Source organism: Providencia sp. PROV109 (assembly GCF_033681625.1).
GTDB classification, from domain to species: Bacteria; Pseudomonadota; Gammaproteobacteria; order Enterobacterales; family Enterobacteriaceae; genus Providencia; species Providencia hangzhouensis.
The window spans coordinates 3,415,532-3,431,734 of sequence record NZ_CP096320.1; the positions used below are offsets into that span (position 1 = coordinate 3,415,532).

A 16,203-nucleotide genomic window follows, 5' to 3' on the forward strand; every position below is an offset into this window, starting at 1 on the left:
ATAAATTAAATGAGCGTGCTGTTCATTATTCCATGCTCACACCAGGGGCCTTTTAACAGCATTAAAAACGCTTTTTGTATACGGGATAAAACATAATGACCAATAAATACAATATCAGTGAAAAGCTCTTTGCTTTAGAAACATTTAGCAAAAAAACACGTCAGGATTTACATAAAATCCCTGAATTGTCTGGGCAGGAATTCAAAACCTCACAATATTGCCGTGAATTGATGGAAAGCTTTGGATATAACATTCGTTTATTCGAAGGCTACACAGGTTTTACCGCTGAATTGATTGTCGACCCAACAAAGCGCTTGATTGCCTATCGTACTGACATTGATGGCCTTGAAATGCCTGATTTAACGTGCAATGAGCACAGTTCTGTCCATGAAGGCTGCGCTCATAACTGTGGACATGATACCCACATGACCATCGCTTTAACGGCAGCGAAGTACCTCAGTGAAAACCGTTCTGAGCTCACCCATAACGTCCGCTTTATCTTCCAAATGGCAGAAGAAGATATGCGTGTGCCAGGTGCTAACAAAATGGTAGAAATGGGGTGTATGGAAGGAGTAGACGAAGTTTACGGCCTACACAATGATGCTGCATTTGAAACGGGTTATATTAAATTCAATTCTGGGGTTATGTCCTCATACGGCTCAGCGTGGACACTAGATGTCCACGGTGTTTCTGCTCACGGCTCAACCCCTCATAAAGGGTTAGATGCTATCCGCGAAGCAACGCGTATCATTGATTATATGGACTACATTGTTGCCAAAAAAACTGATCCTTTCAGCCCTGCCGTATTTGGTTGCGGCATGATTAACGGGGGAACCATCCCAAATGCGCTGGCGGATCATGTGCAAGCACGCGGAACGATCCGTTCAATGGATGAAGAAACGGACAAAATATTAAAAGCCAGCTTCCATGAAATTGTGGCTCGTAGTGAAGGCGGTGGGTTTAAAACAACACTGGAAGCCAGCGGATATCCTGCCGTTGTCAACCACCCACAAGCAGCCAAAGTGATTTATGATGCCGCTGCCGCCTTCTTACCGATTGAGCAGATTGATTCAAATGGTAAGCCAATGACTGGCAGTGAAGACTTCAGTTATATGATCAATGCCACTAAAGATAAACTCGGAGCCATGTACTTCTTAGGAAGTGGTAATCAAGCAAAAGGGATTAATAATTACTTACATGCTAACCCTTATTTTGTTGATGACGATTGTTTACTGATTGGCGCTCAAATTTTTATTAATATTGCCACTCGTTAGAATAAATATAATACACACAGTAATACTAAAGCCGAGTAAATTGAAGTGACCCCCAATAGTTGGACAATCAATTACTCGGCTTTTTTCTTAGTCATTCACTTATAAGTTACAATTCTGGCAATTCTCGGTATAACTGATCACGTTCGCTCTGTTCTGTAGGTACCCATTGATTCGGCTGATGAATATAGTTCAAATCAAGGTGAGGTGCGTAATTAGAAATAAAATCATACATATAATCTTTTAAATGCATATGCCTATTGATGCAAACATGTGTATAACTTGGCTTTACTAAGTGGCTGATATCAATACAGCGTAATGCCTCACTATCTTCCTCAGGGTCAAAAGCCACGGTTGAAATAATACCTACCCCAGCACCACGTTTCACATAGTATTTAATAATTTCAGTATCTACGGCAGTTAAAACAACATTTGGCGTTAATTTATGTTGATAGAAGACTTGGTCGAGCTTTGAATGCCCTGTAAAACCAAAAACATAAGTAATTAACGGGTAGTCTGCAAGGTCTTCTATCTTAAGCTGTTCACACTGAGCCAATGGATGGTCATGTGGAACAATAATACTGCGAGACCATTGGTAACAAGGCATCACCAATAAATCATCATAAAGGTGCATAGACTCGGTCGCAATGGCAAAGTCCACATCGCCATTGTTTACCATCTCTGCAATCTGAGCAGGCGCACCTTGATGGAAATGCAAAGAAATATTGGGGTAGCGTGTGTTAAAACGCTCAATCACTTGAGGCAATTTATAGCGGATCTGTGTGTGAGTTGTTGCAATATGCAGGTTTTGTTTTATCGTCGAGTCTTCATGAGACACGATACTTTTAATTTTATCGAACTGCGCAAGAATATCACACGCAACATGATGAACTTTTTCACCAATCGGGCTCAGCGACAATAAGTTATTATTTTTTCGATTGAATAATGAAACGTTTAACTCATCTTCCAATATTTTAAGTTGTTTACTGACAGTTGGCTGAGAGGTATACAATTTTTCAGCCGCATTGGTGATATTAAAATCACTCCTCACTACTTCAACAAAGCTTTTAAGCTGACTAATGTTCATTACTGGGGTATCCAATGTAAAATGGATTAAAAATAAGATTTAAAAAGTATAGCTGTAGCACAATATTTTTGTGCGATTATTATACCATAAGCAACCAGCCAGCTAGAAGCATCCTTTTAGCATTGCTGAGTTAGCATTTACATTTTTCACAAGATCCCCAAATAATACCGTTTCTATTCGTCCCAAAAAACATAATACTGCTATAACCATAGCAATATATGTAAACTAAACATACTTTTTTATAAAACAGACAGATATTATAAATAAGCATAGGAGCTTATTTGTTGCCATCTTTTTTGATGTTTTCATCAAGTATAAACAGATTATGTCTACATATGTTGATTTTTAATAGCTCCTCTCTCAAGAAGCTATTAAATTTAATATTCAACTTATAATGGGTAGCCAAGATCAGTTTCATGCCCCAAAAAGTAATTTAAGTCACACTCTAGTATATTTGCAAATATACATAAACGATAAATAGTGAAATTCTGTGTTCCTCTTTCATAGCGTGAAATTTGTTGTTGGCTCAAGCCTGATTTTTTCCCCAATGTACTCGCAGACCAACCTAAAAGAAGGCGGCGTTTGCGAACCTGCTGCCCAATAAAACTATTAGAAATTTCAGTGTTATATACGCTCATACGTACTGTCCTAATTATAACGACACTATTATTTTTAGTGTTGTAGCCTTAAAGTTTAACGCCCTGATATGCTATAAAAAAGCGTATTCGAGATTTACAACTTCCAATAAACTTATATTTCTCAAATAAAAAAACAATCATAAGCTCATATAATAAAAGTTATTAAACCATTATTATTAGATTAATTAACACACTATTATCTTTCTATATTAAAATTAACGATAATTAACGCTAAACTCTGCATTTACATTCACTTTACCGTTAGTGATATCACTCGTCTTAATTAATGCACCATTATATGTTAATAATTGTTCACTACTTGATGAATTAAAACGCCATGTCACTACTTTACCTGAAGGGTTCTGAACATCCCCATTTGTTGATTTAATACGCAGTGCGATTCCTTTTGCTGAATCCTGGCTCGTAGAATCTAATGCAAAATAATCCGCATTAAAACTATCTGGGGTACCACTCATCGAAACATCAGCAACTGCGGTTGATTCACAATTTTGTAGTTTAATCGTAAATGGTTTCTCGGCTACAACACTTCCTGAAGGGTAACTCACCGGCACATTGACCCTTTTAAAATCAACAGTTTGATCTTTTGATCCGGTATCAACCTCGCATCCCATCAATTTTATTTTGCCTTTAATCTGAACAGAAGCATCCAAAGCCAGTGCCCCTGATGAAACGAAGCTTATACCTGCGACTAAAACAGTTCCCCTGAATAAACGGCTTATGTTCATCCTCTCTCTCCCATATTAAATAGCTATTATTTATTGATACCCAATACTGATATCAATACTCGCTTGTGCGAGACCACCGTCAACATTCCCTGTTTTATACAAAGTGGCTTCATATTCTAATGGCTGTGCCGTCGATGACCACTCAACAACTGTACCATCGGGTTTTTGCTTTTTATTCTTGTCCCCTTTTACGTTCACACCATAAACCAACCCTTGCGCACTGCCAGTGCCACTATTAATGGCAAAGTATTCAGGAAAGCCAGTATCAGCCTTACCAGACATACTCACAGAAACTTTATTAATTGTTCCCACGCAACTAGATAATTTTAATGAAAATGGTTGAGTGACCAAGCCAGAAAGACCAGTTCCACTTTTCGTCGTTGTTACTGTTTTAAAATCGATTTCTTGATTCTTACCACTATTTCCAAATTCAACATCACACCCTGTAACAATTGCATTTCCAGTAAAATTTAACGATAAATCACTAGCTGATGAAAATAGAGGGCATAGCGAAAAAACTATGCCAAAAATATAACAATACCTATACGAATATAATTTCATAATCAGTCCAAATAATAATCGCAAATCAAAATTAACGAATAAAGATGCTAGTTCTTGAATTAATCATTGCCTTATAATATGCATATAAATTATTGAATCACTTCTATAATAAAAGTAGATAAATTAAATTTTCATGTCGTTTTAAGATAATAAAACGACAATACCATCAGTTATTTTAAATATCTATAACACCATTCAATCTATTAATATTTTATTTATATGCTACGCTAACTTCGGCAACTGAACGAACATCTCCCCCGGTTATCGTATCTAACGTTTTAACTAGTTCAGCACGATAAGGTAAAGTCACGCTAGCCCCTGAAAGACTTCCCCAAACAACCGTATCACCGACTGGCTTCTGGACTTTTTCTCCACCGGTTGTTTTCGCAATAATTTTGACACCAACGCCTTTGGACATATTTGTACCTTTATCAATCGCAAACAGTTCTCCACCGGCGAAATCCGTATCAGCAGTACCTTTCATTGAAACATCAATGCCCTTCAAGTCTGCACAATTTTGAAATTGCAGATTAAAATCCTTTTTAGCTATTGAGCTTCCTTTGACCGCATTTTTAACTACGGTAACATCTGAAAAGTCAACTAATTGGTCTTTACCTGTACCTGTTGAAATATCACAACCCGCCAACTTTATTGTTGCTTTCAATGTTAATGTTGCATCAGCCGCTTGTGCGCCTGAAATTAAAGCGATACCTGCCATAGCGCTTATTAGCGTTAATACAAAAGTTTTTTTCATTTATGTAACCTTTGGTTCTATATTATTAGAAGTAATATTTTAAAATAGATAATTAATACTAATTATATTTCACAGTAACATTCACAAGCCCTGTAATTGCTCCCGCAGTTACTGCACCGGTTTTATATAATGTGGCTTTAAAAGGAATATTATTTGTTGCTGCTGTTTTTGCCCACAAAACCTCTTTTCCTGGTGATTGAACAGTTTTTGCTGTATCTGTTCCCTTAATACCAACCGCTAAGCCACCAGCTTTCCCCGCACCCTCATCGATAGAATAGTAATCAGCAAATCCCGTCACAGCTTTGGTTGTATCCATCACTAAGCTGATATTCTTAAGGTTCACGCAATTGGTAAAATCTAAAGAAAAATCCACATCTTTTAAGGCCGAAGACCCTGTCCCACCTGCTGTCGCTTTTGCCAAATCTACAGTACCGAAAGCAATCGCTTTTGTTTTACTGCTAGCAGAGATATCACACCCTGTTACCACAACATTTCCACTAAAGTTCAATGTAATATCCGCTGCATGTGCTGCACCGCTAACTGCAATCAATAATGATAAAACACCCACTTTTTTCATTTCCGACCACAGGAAATTACGACTACGCTCCATTGCCTTACTCATAATATTTATCTCCATTGTCATTATCTAAAGTCTAAACGCACAGTTACAATTGATGAATATTTACCAACCGCAGGGGCTAGACCAGTACTACTGAAAGGGTAAGTTTTGATAGTTACCGAACCATTTTGATTACTATCTAATTGCAAAGGGAGTTTCCCTGTAGTCGGTGTTAAGCGACCATTAGGCCCTTCTATTGCAATAGCAATATCTTTATTATCTGTACTAAAACCATCATTAGTTCGGTTTGAGTCAGCAGTACCAATAAAGCGCATATCTAAATTTGCATAAGCGTCCATATTTGAGCATTTTATGCTTAATGTTTTAGATTGCGGAACCACACCAGCGGGCATCCCTCCTTTACCTGCTGTCACGAAAGCTCGCTGGGGGACATTATTGAACGGAATAGAAATACTCTGGCCCGCATTAATCTCACAGGACTGCGGAGCAGTAATATCTATGCTAACTCCGATCATAGCTATTGGCTGTCCTGGCACTTGAACGTCTAATGACGACTGAAGTGTTAACAACGAGGGAACAGAATGAGAAACTCTTCCCACAAATGGTTTCTTGATGTAAACATCTATTTTCCCTTTACCTCCACTCGTTATCGTTTCCTTAATATAACTTTTGCCAAAAGAATTGAGATCAGTATTGGGACACACTCCCTCCGGTGTCTTATTGGATATTTCATTGAATGGGACTTCATGCATAACTGTATCATTAATTGATTGATCCCAAATTGCCACATGAGCTTTAATGTCTATATACTCATTTACACGGTGCCAACCTGGTGCATGGCCCCCCGTTGCTGCACCACCAGTTGCATAATAGTTTCCCCAATAGTATGTCTGACCAATCCGTTGTCCAGGGGTACATGTACAAGTTATTTGGTATGATTTCCCTTCATTCCAAGTAAATTTTGATGGTAGCTCCACTCCCGCTTTATTAAATGCAGCATCAATCCCACCAGAAAGAATAAAATTATAATTAGCAGCAGATGTTGTTGGTGCACATACATCATAACGATATGGTGTTGCAGCAAAAACATTGCCAGAAACCATCAAAAAAGAAGAAACCAACAAACTAGAAACCCACAATCGCTTTGGAATATGAACATTAAATAACTTTCTCATTACAATCTCCCAATTACTGGCATACCGCTTGAGTCTGGATAATACCAACGGTATCTTTACTCGATGGTTTCACAGGTAATTGATAATTAACGAAGCAACTCTGCGCTGCCTGACGTCCCCATTTAATTTCCAGCTTGCCGCTTTCCGGTAACCCACTGATAAATAGCTGACCACCCTCTCCAACTATGGAACTATTCACTACTTTTCCATTGTTTTGCACTAGCTGTGCGGATGCGCCAAAAGGTATCACTGTGCCGTTTTTGTGTTTTAATGTGATCAATGCGCGATAACCAACTTGCGTGATAAATTCAACCTTGGAAATTGCACCTTTACTCGGCACAACACTCTTAGCGCTCTCTTGCAACTCTACATTGTCACCTAATGTCCTTGTATCTAACTCAACATGGTTAAATCGATAGGCTTGAGCAAAAGGTAATACGGCATAACCCCGCCAGTCTGTTTTAACACCAGTATAACTTGTAATATTGGTATCCTTGGCACCAACCGCTTTCACTAATATTGCAGTTCCATTAATTGGTTGGGAAAGTGTTACACCATCGCCATGGATTAGAACTCCCCCCTCAACGCCATAGTTTAGCTGCCTAGAATCTTTACTATAGTTATAACCAAAGTTCATATTACCGTAGCCGCCACGATAGCTAAGACTGGCACTACCACCATTACCTTTCCCCTTAGTACCATAACTTTGTTGCACGTTATAACTTAGGTTATTGTCATCAAGTAATGTGCCTGATAACCCCGCTTGATGGGTTGTTGTTCCATGGCGCTGACTAACCATATTGTAAGTCGCCCATGTGTTAGGTAATAACGCAGAGAGCGGAAATGAACCATTGAAGCTGAATATTTGGTCTGTCTCTCTTTGGTTTGGATATGTCGCTCGACTATAAGAAACACCATAATTTAAAGGGCCCCAGTTATTGTTATAACCTACTTGTAATCGAGTTTGCTTACCTTGCCCTTTCCAGAAATCTTGTCGGTTAGCAGAAAAATAGATAGACCCTAAATCTTTACCTAGTTGCTGCGTTAATGTTCCTTCAAGGCGATAGCGTCGATGGTAAGAATAGCGGCTATCGTCTGCAAAATCCCAATCTTGATATCGACGCTCAACAGCTTCTTGGAAGGTATAAAACCCTTCTGTTGAATAACGGTACCCTAATAAACGAAAGTCCGTTCCCGTATTTGCAAAAGATTTAGAATACAATAAGCGATAAGATTGGCCTGTAGAGCCATTACCATATCGTGTTACATCTTCGCTATGAGCTGTTGTAATATCAAAAGAATATGCACCAAAATCGCCGATATTCTGACCAACCCCTAGCACCAGAGAACGGTAGCGTTCTGCAACTTGCAGGCCACCATAAGCGGTCAAGCTATTTAGGATCCCCCAAACAAGTGAGCCCTGCGTTATAAATGGCCGCTGGCTACTGTGACCATTACGATATTGTCCCGCAGAAAATGCATACTTAATTTGCCCTTGACGGCGCAAAACAGGCACACTCGCAAAGGGTTGAATAAAGCTTTGGATTGTTCCATCCGACTCTTTTATTTCTACTTCAAGGTCGCCACTCGCGGCGGTTGGATACAAATCAGTGATAGCAAATGGGCCAGGAGCCACATAACTCTGGTAAACGGTATATCCGTTTTGCTTAATCGTCACCGTCGCATTAGTACGTGCAATCCCACGTACCACAGGTGCATAGCCCTTCAGGCTATCTGCTAGCATGTCATCATCGGTACCAATTTGTGCACCACGAATCTGTACACTGTCGAAAATATCGCCAGGTGTATAGGTATCCCCCATAATTATTTGCGACTTCAACTGAGCAATATACCTCTGGAGATAGGTATTAATATTTCTCCAGCTATTATTACCATTGCTACTATTCCATGTTGAATAATTACGTAAGCGCCATGCCCCCACGTTAAGCCCAGAACGTAAACTCAAAAAATAGCTATCACTTGACTTATCACTAATATGACTGCCTGTGTTCGTCGAGTTACTCCCTGTAAAGCTATAATTTGTTAGTAGTGCAGGGATTCCTTCATCCCACATTGACGGGTCAATCGTTCCCTTTGCTAAATTGGTCAAAGATGCTTGTGGAAAGCTCAAATACAATCTCTGCTGATTAAAATCAAAATGAGATGATGCATAAGGGATAATTTTCTCAAAAGCTGAGAATGGCTTGCATTGAACGGGGTCCTTTCCATATTGTGCTAACTGTGGAAAGGCTTCAACACGTACACCATAAGCTTGTAGTTGTTCATATGATATACAAGGCTCAAGTGCTACGCTATCAGAGGAATAGCTTGCTTTATTCTCTCTGGTACTAAATTTTATATTCTGTTTCGCTACTGATTGTTCATTAACATAAATATCAACCAAATACTCACCAGGTAATTGGTCTACATCACCTTTTGATAATAAAGAAAAATCCGCAACGCTATTACTATTAATATTTTCTAAAAATTGAGAGTTAAACAATTCTTTGGCTAAAACAGGATAGGCGCTAAATATTCCCAATGTAATGCAAGAGAAGGCCAAAAAATTCTTTCTATATCGTGTTTTGTTCATTCCCTCGTTCCCTCTAATAAATATATTGCGCAAAAATTTCCATAAAAATTTAATAATAAAATGCACTAAAACGTTATTATTCTATTTAATATTTTGCTTGTTTATTGAAGTATTGCTTTTTGCAATTCAGAAGTGCCGCCATAATCATTAATAGTTGTAAACACTACCTGAGCACCTATATTTACTTTTGATGGTAGTTTATAACTAGTACTACTCATTGGCAGGACAAGGTCGACTTTATCTATTTCACTACCATTCACTTTCACTTCACTTAATGTGACAGAAAAAGGCGTATTATTAACTATACGCAGGCTATCACCCTCTTTTTTCCATACTAAAGCCTTATAGGAATCCATTGGGTTACCTTTCAAACCAGCAGGTCTATAGAATAATTTCATTCTAGTTTTAATTGCTAGTTGTAAAGTATTAGCACTTTCTTCAGCTGGAGCGGGTGGAATAGCTTTTACATTTACATAATAAACCGATTCGCGATCTTCAGGTAAATTTCCACCAGCACGCACAATACGCAACATATTTTCTTTAACCGGGTCTAATTTAAAAAGTGGCGGTGTTATAATAAATGGAGTCTTATTATTCCCTGATGCATCTTCAACCCAGGACTGAATTAAATAAGTACTTTTATCATTGTTATTCTTTAAACTAAGATTAGCTTCTCTCTTTGAGCCATCAAATACAACACGGGTGGAACCGACAACGACACCACCAGCAGCATAAATAGAGAAACTAAAACACATGAGTAAAAAAACAAGTATTAACTTATTAATAAAAAGGCTATTAAGAATCATTACATCCCCTTCGAACAAAAAGCAGGCCACCAGCATAGTGGCCTGAAGGAAATTCACTATTATTTATAAGTCAGGTTGAAGTCTGCTGTTGCATTAGCAGAACCCGCTTTCACATCTTTCTTAGTAGAAACATAAGCTGCTGAGAAGTAAAGAGTATTTGAGCCAACTTGTAATGCAGTATCAGCAGTCGCTGTACCTAAAGCTAATTTTTTACCTTTACCGTCATAGATTGCCACACCAACGTTTTCAGCTGCACCTTGGCCGCCATCAAGTGCTAAAAGTGTTGCATCATCTCCGTTAGCCTGGCCCGCGAATGAAACAGCTACATTCTTGAATTGCGCCACATCACAATTCAGCAAGCTGATTTGGAATTTCTTATCCGCTGATTTAGCTCCTGCATCTGCGAATGTAGCTGTTTTAACTTGAGCCATTTGAACAGTTTGGTCCCAAGAGTTCTGTGCTACCTCACATGGTGCAGTCACGATATCACCTACGAATTTAACTGTACCGTCTTTAGCATTAGCAACTTGACCAACACAAAGCGCAGCAAAAATAGCAGTAGCAATAATCTTTTTCATTTCTAATTCCTTTTTTACTGAATCAATATATAACCCAGTGTTAAAATATTTAATTTATTAATATATTATGGTTATCACTACCACATTAATTCCCATTAATGTCTGTGGTACCTGTTTAATCCATTAACTTATTAATCCTTATGCCATTAATCTGTTAAATAGAAATGGCGAGATACACTCTATGTAGTGAAATAGAGAAAAACATAGTTTCGTAAAGTTAGTTTCCATGATCGTCATTATCTATTAAAATAATATCATTCACCTCCTAGGTTTAGTTTAGGCTAATCTAATTATTAAGAATTGAAGGCTCTATTGTATTTTCCATAAAACAGTAGAGACATCTGAACACAGCCACAGTGCATAGGTGTATTTTGAGAGGAATAGCCATAAAATGTAATAAGACAAAAAAGCAATTTATGTAAGTTAATTATTAAATTTATGACAGATAAATATTACAAAAATATACATTGCAGCAAATTCAAACGCTCATTAAACTAATAAAAAAAACAATTAATTTTTCATTTGGCACCTGCACCTATGTTCATCGCGCTTTAATTTACTAGCCAGAAAGGGAAAAATATGAAAACAGTACTGATAGTCGATGACCATCCAGTAGCACGGCTTGCTGTAAGAATACTATTAGAAAAAGATGACATGACCATTGTAGGGGAAACCGCTGATGGCCATGAAGCTATCCAACTTGCTAAAACTCTCTCTCCCGACTTAATCATGATAGATATAGATATCCCATCACTTAATGGGATTGATGTCATGCAGCGATTGCGTAAAAATAACTACACGGGAGGGCTTCTTGTGTTATCTGCAAAAGATGATGACCATTACATTCGTCGCTGTGCAAGTGTCGGTGCCAGTGGTTTTATTAGCAAACGCAATAACTTAACGGAACTACATGTCGCAATTCATGCGATTAGAAATGGATATGGCTACTTTCCACTTAATCTGAATAAAATGGATGCTTCTCCTAGTAATCATCTTAATGACAAACAAAAAATCGCCGAGCTCTCCACAAAAGAACTACAAGTCTTACATTTACTGGCTAAAGGGATGAAAAGCATTAACATTGCACAACAAATGCGCATCAGCGATAAAACTGTTAGCACTTATAAAAGACGACTAATGCTTAAATTAGATCTTCATAATATTGCAGAGCTATACGACTTTATTCAACGCAATAATTTGGATTAATATATCGATGCGTAACCTAATCCTAATAGTTTGCTTGCTTATTGGTCTGTTTCCTTGCTCATTTTCTGCATTCCAACCTTATGAAGTCAGACTTTATAGCCAAATTGAAATTCTCCCATCAAAATTTGAATTAAGTGATTATGATTGGAGATGGCTAGGAGAAAAACAAGAATTAGCGATTGGTGTCTACGCTCCTAATAACCCTCCCTTTGATTTAGTATTAGAATCAGGAATTTATAAAGGAATTTCTGCAGATAGCATCATGACCATCATGCGTAACTTAGGTTTGCGCTTCAAAATTATCTACTACCCAAATAGAGATATAGCATTACAGGGTCTGCTCAATGGCGAGATAGATATGTTAGCTGATGATGGCAAAAGGCAAAGAAACGAGAGCTATGGTTTTCTCAAAAGCGCTCCATATATCCCTGATTATCCTGTACTTATTTCACGAAAAGCGGCAATGTCCAACAAGCATCCCATACCTCATGGTGCTCGTATTGCTACAGTTCAAGGCTATCCAAGCAATGAATGGATCAAAAAATATTTTCCTGATGCTAAAATTGAACGTTTTCCTTTACCGCAAAATGCGTTATCTTCCGTCGCATTTGGTGAAAATGATTATTTCCTAGGTAGAATGATCGTGGCTAATTTTTTACTTGAACGCCACTATGCAACAACATTATCCACTGCTGAGATTTTCTCTAATGAAAATATTGGCCCAGTCTTTCTCTTCCATCCTAAAAATGCGCAATTAAAGCGTACTGTAGATATCATTTTAAGCTCAATATCATTAGCTCAGCATGATATTATTTTTCATCATTGGAGTTCAAAACCCGATTTATGGGCGCTAAAACAATCTGTGGTATTCACACAAAAGGAAATAGATTGGCTAAAACAACACAACGAGTTAAAGGTCGTCATTAATTCACTAAATGCCCCCTTCACATTTTTTGACTCACAAAAACAATTTCATGGCCTTTCTGCAGATATACTTAATCTCATCCATTTCAAAACAAATATTAATTTTAAAGTCATTGAAGCAAGCTCTGAAAAAGATGAGATTGCTTTATTGAAAAAAAATAAAGGGGATTTCATTGCTTCAATTACAAAAAATTCAAAAAATGATAAAGAATTACTATTTACTCGTCCTTATGTTCTCCCCCCATTTGTTTTAATTGTTAGAGACACGCCATTAGCACATAAAAAAATTGCTCAGACAGCAAAACTTGCGATTACCCCTGATAATGCAATTCACGACTGGCTAACAAAAAACTATCCTCAAGTGGAATTAATTGAAGCTAAAGATACCTATACGGCTTTGCAAATGGTCAATGAAGGAAAAGTAGATGGTACCATCGAGAATCTTATCAGCGCTCACTATATGATTGACCGATATTTTCGTAGTCGATTAAAAATCAGCGAACAATTAAGCGAGGATACAGCTTATATATCGTTTGCCGTAGGACGTGACCAGCCTGAGTTATATAGCATATTAGATAAAGCGATTGCATCTATTCCGCCGAGAGATATATCAGTATTAACTAATAAATGGCTAGGCTCACCAGATGTTAAAATGGATACATGGACAGTATACCGCACCGAGTTCTACACATTAGCTTGCATTGCCACTATTCTTATTATTACCTCTTTAATATGGAATTATTATTTACATCGTGAAATTCGATTAAGAAAATATACACAAAAACGCTTACAAGAACAGGCTATATTCTTAGAAACTCTTTATAATGGTACTCCTGTTCCTATTTATGTCATTGATAAAAGCGGAACGATAATAAATAGTAATTCAGCATGGGAGAGTTTTTTCAGCCCTGATAATGAAAACATAAAACAACTTTCATTGACATCACAACAACACCCGCTATCGACAATTTATCAAGAATTGCATTCTCTTTTCGATGAGCCTAATAGGCTAGTTTCTCCGCCTAAACGTTATCAAATAAAAAATAGAATGGGTGAAAGGGTCATAGTGCATCAAGCAGTCGCATATAGAGACAACCAAGGTAATATCTCTGGTCTCATCTGTAGTTGGCAAGATATAACTGAACATGAACAACTCCTTATCGAGCTCTCTAGTGCTCGCCAACGCGCAGAACATGCAAGCCAAACAAAAAGCAATTTCCTTGCTATCATGAGCCATGAAATTCGTACCCATATCAGCGCAATTATTGGGTTATTAGAATTAGCCGCCACGAATAAAAATCAGCAAGATGATATAACAGAATCAATTCAAATACCGTATGAGTCCGCATTATCATTGATGGGACTTATAGGCGATATTTTAGATATGGCAAAAATTGAATCAGGAAAACTGGAACTCGTCCCTGAGTGGGTAAAAAGTAATGAATTAGCAACTCCCGTTGTCCGTTTATTTGAAGGATTAGCTAAACAAAAAGGTATTTCTCTACATTATCATCTTAATGCTATCCATCCTGATGAAATATATATTGACGCTTTTCGACTACGTCAAGTTATTTCCAATCTACTTAACAACGCTATTAAATTTACTACCGAAGGAACTATTGAAGTTATCATTAATTATCTCCCCCAAAACCATGAGGAAAATATTTTAAGGATCATTATTTCTGATACAGGAATGGGAATTGAAGAGAACAGACAAGAATTGATTTTCTCCCCCTATACCCAAGCTGAATCAAGCAGTAAACATAAAGGAACAGGTCTTGGCTTAGCTATTTGTAAGCAACTTATATCCATGATGAATGGGACTATTACATTATACAGCCAATTAGGGCATGGCACTCAATTTTTAATAGATATCCCCGTCAAGCATCGTAAAAACACTAGAGTTTCGCTTCCGACACTTTATAAGACCACAAAAAATAATAAACGCTTACGAATACTTGCCGTTGATGACCATCCTGCAAATCGCCTGCTATTAGTACGTCAATTAACAAGATTTGGTCATCATGTCACTGAAGCAAAGAGCGGGAAACAAGCCCTCGAATTATGGAAAAAAAATGCAATAGACATAGTAATTACCGATTGTAATATGCCTGATATTGATGGGTTAGAATTAACTCGGCAACTACGGGAAATATCCCCCCAAACTCTAATTATTATTGGATTAACTGCAGATGCTAGGCAAGAAGAACGGCAACGCTGTATAGAAGCGGGTATGGATGACTGTCTATTTAAACCTTTACGTCTATCTCAGATTGAAGCCCTGCTATTACGCTGCACCCTTCAACAAATAGAAGAAGATACAGAAGAACCCATTCCACCAATGTTAAATAGTTTAATTAATTTAGATGCATTAATGCAGTTGACTCAAGATGACCAACAGCTATTAAATAAATTACTTCAAACGAGTCTTCAAGAAAATATAGAAGATATACAACAAGCAGAACGCTTATTCGAAAAACAAGACTGGCTTAATTTAGCGCATTATTGCCATCGTTTAGAAGGTTCTAGCCAAATTATTGGTGCTAAAAAAATCGCATTAGAATGTAAATTACTAGAAGAGTACTTCCTTACTGGTAATACATCTGATGAAGTAATATTACAATTTAACCAAACAATGCGATCAATCAAAACTTTAAATCAAGCTATTGAAATGTATATCACTATGCCACTTCAGAGCTAGATTTCCATGAGATGATTAGCAAGAAAATAGGGAACCGATAGCTAACGTGAATAATAGTTAGTTGTATTGTGTTCCCTAGAACAAGTTTTATTTAATTACATAGATAAAACACTCAACTTTCTTAGATTTTAAACTAATTAACCTAATCCTTTTTTGTGTTTTACATGGTGATTACTAATCACTATTTGACCATCTTCCTTGATAAAATCACTTGTAAGAGGTTGAGGCAAAATATCTAACACAACTTCAGAAGGCCGACACAACTTTACGCCTAACGGCGTGACGACAATTGGCCTATTAATCAATATTGGGTATTGCAACATAAAATCAATAATTTGGTCATCAGTATAGCTATCTTGTTCTAAATTTAATTGCTCATACGGCTCAACATTTTTTCGTAATAATGCCCTTACCGTAATTTTCATATCGGCAATAAGTTTTATTAACACATCTTTAGTTGGTGGCGTTTCTAGATAATAAATAATCGTCGGCTCAACCCCACCATTACGGATCATGGCTAGGGTATTGCGCGAAGTACCGCAATTGGGGTTATGGTAGATGGTAATCTCATTCATTGGGTTAC

General features: G+C 37.4%; 14 protein-coding genes. 3 read left to right on the forward strand and 11 right to left on the reverse strand.

Features of this window, described 5'->3' with window-relative positions; all coding sequences use genetic code 11:
* Positions 1 to 95 precede the first annotated feature (95 nt).
* Positions 96 to 1,274 carry a M20 metallopeptidase family protein gene (locus M1F25_RS15675; RefSeq protein WP_096863235.1) on the forward strand — a complete coding sequence of 393 codons (1,179 nt, stop codon included), beginning with the start codon at positions 96 to 98 and terminating at the stop codon, positions 1,272 to 1,274.
* A gap of 106 nt (positions 1,275 to 1,380) precedes the next feature.
* Here the strand turns inward: M1F25_RS15675 and M1F25_RS15680 are convergent, their stop codons facing one another.
* From M1F25_RS15680 to M1F25_RS15725, 10 genes are all read right to left on the reverse strand, one after another.
* Positions 1,381 to 2,358 (reverse strand): LysR substrate-binding domain-containing protein, encoded by a 978-nt coding sequence (locus M1F25_RS15680; protein ID WP_181488304.1) that lies wholly within the window; start codon positions 2,356 to 2,358, stop codon positions 1,381 to 1,383.
* A gap of 389 nt (positions 2,359 to 2,747) precedes the next feature.
* Positions 2,748 to 2,996: a helix-turn-helix domain-containing protein gene (locus tag M1F25_RS15685; RefSeq protein WP_004262407.1), complete on the reverse strand. Its 249-nt coding sequence runs from the start codon at positions 2,994 to 2,996 to the stop codon at positions 2,748 to 2,750.
* A gap of 215 nt (positions 2,997 to 3,211) precedes the next feature.
* Entirely contained in the window at positions 3,212 to 3,742 is a 531-nt protein-coding gene (locus M1F25_RS15690; RefSeq protein WP_004262411.1) for a fimbrial protein, read from the reverse strand.
* 30 nt (positions 3,743 to 3,772) lie between these two features.
* On the reverse strand, positions 3,773 to 4,303 hold the full coding sequence (locus tag M1F25_RS15695) for a fimbrial protein (protein ID WP_094961298.1): 531 nt from the start codon (positions 4,301 to 4,303) through the stop codon (positions 3,773 to 3,775).
* A gap of 211 nt (positions 4,304 to 4,514) precedes the next feature.
* Complete coding sequence (locus tag M1F25_RS15700) at positions 4,515 to 5,057, reverse strand: fimbrial protein (RefSeq protein WP_094961297.1); 543 nt, start codon at positions 5,055 to 5,057, stop codon at positions 4,515 to 4,517.
* Positions 5,058 to 5,115: 58 nt separating this feature from the next.
* On the reverse strand, positions 5,116 to 5,679 hold the full coding sequence (locus tag M1F25_RS15705; protein WP_165119663.1) for a fimbrial protein: 564 nt from the start codon (positions 5,677 to 5,679) through the stop codon (positions 5,116 to 5,118).
* A 20-nt stretch (positions 5,680 to 5,699) separates the two neighbouring features.
* Positions 5,700 to 6,812 (reverse strand): fimbrial protein, encoded by a 1,113-nt coding sequence (locus M1F25_RS15710; RefSeq protein ID WP_181488306.1) that lies wholly within the window; start codon positions 6,810 to 6,812, stop codon positions 5,700 to 5,702.
* Positions 6,813 to 6,825: 13 nt separating this feature from the next.
* A complete protein-coding gene (locus M1F25_RS15715; RefSeq protein ID WP_181488308.1) occupies positions 6,826 to 9,405 on the reverse strand; it encodes a fimbria/pilus outer membrane usher protein in 2,580 nt (859 codons plus the stop codon).
* Positions 9,406 to 9,506: 101 nt separating this feature from the next.
* Complete coding sequence (locus tag M1F25_RS15720; protein WP_137018917.1) at positions 9,507 to 10,211, reverse strand: molecular chaperone; 705 nt, start codon at positions 10,209 to 10,211, stop codon at positions 9,507 to 9,509.
* A gap of 59 nt (positions 10,212 to 10,270) precedes the next feature.
* A complete protein-coding gene (locus M1F25_RS15725; protein ID WP_094961292.1) occupies positions 10,271 to 10,789 on the reverse strand; it encodes a fimbrial protein in 519 nt (172 codons plus the stop codon).
* A gap of 579 nt (positions 10,790 to 11,368) precedes the next feature.
* On the opposite strand from M1F25_RS15725, the gene M1F25_RS15730 reads away from it, so the two are divergent.
* Both M1F25_RS15730 and M1F25_RS15735 read left to right on the forward strand, forming a co-directional pair.
* A complete protein-coding gene (locus M1F25_RS15730; protein ID WP_004262426.1) occupies positions 11,369 to 11,995 on the forward strand; it encodes a response regulator in 627 nt (208 codons plus the stop codon).
* Positions 11,996 to 12,002: 7 nt separating this feature from the next.
* Positions 12,003 to 15,620 carry a response regulator gene (locus M1F25_RS15735; protein WP_181488310.1) on the forward strand — a complete coding sequence of 1,206 codons (3,618 nt, stop codon included), beginning with the start codon at positions 12,003 to 12,005 and terminating at the stop codon, positions 15,618 to 15,620.
* Between the two features lie 137 nt (positions 15,621 to 15,757).
* Here M1F25_RS15735 and arsC read toward each other — a convergent pair whose 3' ends face one another.
* The gene (gene arsC, locus M1F25_RS15740) at positions 15,758 to 16,195 is read right to left on the reverse strand and encodes a glutaredoxin-dependent arsenate reductase (RefSeq protein ID WP_094961290.1); all 438 of its coding nucleotides are present in this window, start codon (positions 16,193 to 16,195) and stop codon (positions 15,758 to 15,760) included.
* Positions 16,196 to 16,203 lie beyond the last annotated feature (8 nt).

Excerpts from the sequence above, each read along its gene's own strand:
- arsC (WP_094961290.1), bottom strand. The coding sequence starts at position 16,195 with ATGAATGAGATTACCATCTACCATAACCCCAATTGCGGTACTTCGCGC.
- M1F25_RS15735 (WP_181488310.1), top strand. The coding sequence starts at position 12,003 with ATGCGTAACCTAATCCTAATAGTTTGCTTGCTTATTGGTCTGTTTCCT.
- M1F25_RS15695 (WP_094961298.1), bottom strand. The coding sequence starts at position 4,303 with ATGAAATTATATTCGTATAGGTATTGTTATATTTTTGGCATAGTTTTT.
- M1F25_RS15685 (WP_004262407.1), bottom strand. The coding sequence starts at position 2,996 with ATGAGCGTATATAACACTGAAATTTCTAATAGTTTTATTGGGCAGCAG.
- M1F25_RS15700 (WP_094961297.1), bottom strand. The coding sequence starts at position 5,057 with ATGAAAAAAACTTTTGTATTAACGCTAATAAGCGCTATGGCAGGTATC.
- M1F25_RS15710 (WP_181488306.1), bottom strand. The coding sequence starts at position 6,812 with ATGAGAAAGTTATTTAATGTTCATATTCCAAAGCGATTGTGGGTTTCT.
- M1F25_RS15690 (WP_004262411.1), bottom strand. The coding sequence starts at position 3,742 with ATGAACATAAGCCGTTTATTCAGGGGAACTGTTTTAGTCGCAGGTATA.
- M1F25_RS15705 (WP_165119663.1), bottom strand. The coding sequence starts at position 5,679 with ATGAGTAAGGCAATGGAGCGTAGTCGTAATTTCCTGTGGTCGGAAATG.
- M1F25_RS15725 (WP_094961292.1), bottom strand. The coding sequence starts at position 10,789 with ATGAAAAAGATTATTGCTACTGCTATTTTTGCTGCGCTTTGTGTTGGT.
- M1F25_RS15720 (WP_137018917.1), bottom strand. The coding sequence starts at position 10,211 with ATGATTCTTAATAGCCTTTTTATTAATAAGTTAATACTTGTTTTTTTA.
- M1F25_RS15715 (WP_181488308.1), bottom strand. The coding sequence starts at position 9,405 with ATGAACAAAACACGATATAGAAAGAATTTTTTGGCCTTCTCTTGCATT.
- M1F25_RS15680 (WP_181488304.1), bottom strand. The coding sequence starts at position 2,358 with ATGAACATTAGTCAGCTTAAAAGCTTTGTTGAAGTAGTGAGGAGTGAT.
- M1F25_RS15675 (WP_096863235.1), top strand. The coding sequence starts at position 96 with ATGACCAATAAATACAATATCAGTGAAAAGCTCTTTGCTTTAGAAACA.
- M1F25_RS15730 (WP_004262426.1), top strand. The coding sequence starts at position 11,369 with ATGAAAACAGTACTGATAGTCGATGACCATCCAGTAGCACGGCTTGCT.